The 1,488-nt window shown below is 28.2% G+C and carries 1 protein-coding gene; it reads right to left on the reverse strand.

Annotated elements, in window-relative coordinates; translation table 11 throughout:
- Positions 1 to 382 precede the first annotated feature (382 nt).
- Positions 383 to 1,396 (reverse strand): PI-PLC domain-containing protein, encoded by a 1,014-nt coding sequence (locus CKF59_RS07365; protein WP_119535270.1) that lies wholly within the window; start codon positions 1,394 to 1,396, stop codon positions 383 to 385.
- Between the last annotated feature and the right edge of the window lie 92 nt (positions 1,397 to 1,488).

Here is a 1,488-nt window from a genome sequence, read left to right on the forward strand (position 1 = left end):
ATATTATTGTTAAATCAGAAAGTTAGTCATTATTATACTCAAGTAAAATTGATCTCCAAATAAATTAATCTTTATGGTGAAAAAAGTTTTAATTTATTAAGAATCATTAACATTTAGTAGAATACATCCTTATTTTCTTTATCCCATAGTTTTGGTAAAAAGAGAAATAATATTTTTCCCTTAGGAAGTAGGCTAGTTAATCTTGAGTGTAAAATTATTTGCCCCTAAGTTTTAATATATTGTATCTTGTAATCTAAAATAAGTCTTAGATTATATTTTAGAGAAAAAGCTTGAGATTGAGAAAAGTAAAGATTTTTTCGTTAGTTAGTAAAATGCTTTTTTAAATTAATCACCTATAAAAATTGTGGGTTTTGCTTTTTAGCTAAGGAGCAAAGTAAAAGTCTTTGACCTTAAACTCACTAATAATTCCTCGGTAACGACTAGATTGAATTAAGCGATAACTTTGAGAAAATTGCGTATCCAGTTTTAAAGAGTCGGCATAAATATATACCGGTTTATTGGTATTTAAAATCAGATTTGTGTACCAATTGCGAATAAGTTGATAATCTTGATTAATCTCCGCAAGAGCATAGGATTCATCAAGAATAACTTTATTAACAACGGGAACAAAAGAGGTATAGCCTAAGTTTACATCAGGTTTTACTTCAGGAATTGAATTACCTGCGGTAATAAAAAAGACAAGATTATAGTCTCTATTTTCTTTTCTTAAAAAATCATTACGTAAATGAGACAAAATTATTAAAGATGGAGAAACTAAATTTATTCTCTTAGTTGCTACCTGAGATTGTTCAAGTTGAGTAAATAATTTAGAACTTAAATCTAGGTTTTGATCTAAATATAATTTATGGGCTTCGAAGAGATTTAACCAAAGGCTAATATTTAAAGTTTTTGCCTGTTCGAGAAAAGTATCTAAAAGTTGCCAAGAGTAAGAGTTGCCTACAAAGGTTACTTGTTGTAATTGTTCCCAGGTTAATGCTTGAAAGTTTACTATTCCTTGCTCGATAGCTTCAGGGTAGAGAGCGGAAATATTTGTTAATTCTAAGAGATTTATATTTGGAATCACAATAATTTTTTGATCGACTGAAGCTGTGATATTTAACCAAATATTTTCAAGATAAGGAACTTTTCCTAGGGTTAAATTGTTTAAGTAAGGAGTATTACGTATGTTTAGAGGGTATTTAGGCATATAAATAATTGCTTTATCCTCACTTAAAGCTTGAGCATGAGTGTAAGTACGTTTAGAGGTTAAAGCTTCAAGGCGATTAAATTCTTTTTTATTTCCCGATAAATCTAGGTGAACAATAGTTTGCCAAATGATAAGACAGAAAATTAAAAGGTAAGCAAGATATTTTAATTTACTAACAATGCTTTTCATAATAAAAATAATAGTCAGGCAGAAATTCTCTTATAATAGCATGTATAATTATAAAGGAATATAAAGTAAGGTTTCTCCTAGATTATAAAATT

Source organism: Psittacicella gerlachiana, from assembly GCF_003585965.1.
GTDB classification, from domain to species: Bacteria; Pseudomonadota; Gammaproteobacteria; order Enterobacterales; family Psittacicellaceae; genus Psittacicella; species Psittacicella gerlachiana.

Coding starts and splice junctions, on each gene's coding strand:
- CKF59_RS07365 (WP_119535270.1), bottom strand. CDS start 1,396: ATGAAAAGCATTGTTAGTAAATTAAAATATCTTGCTTACCTTTTAATT.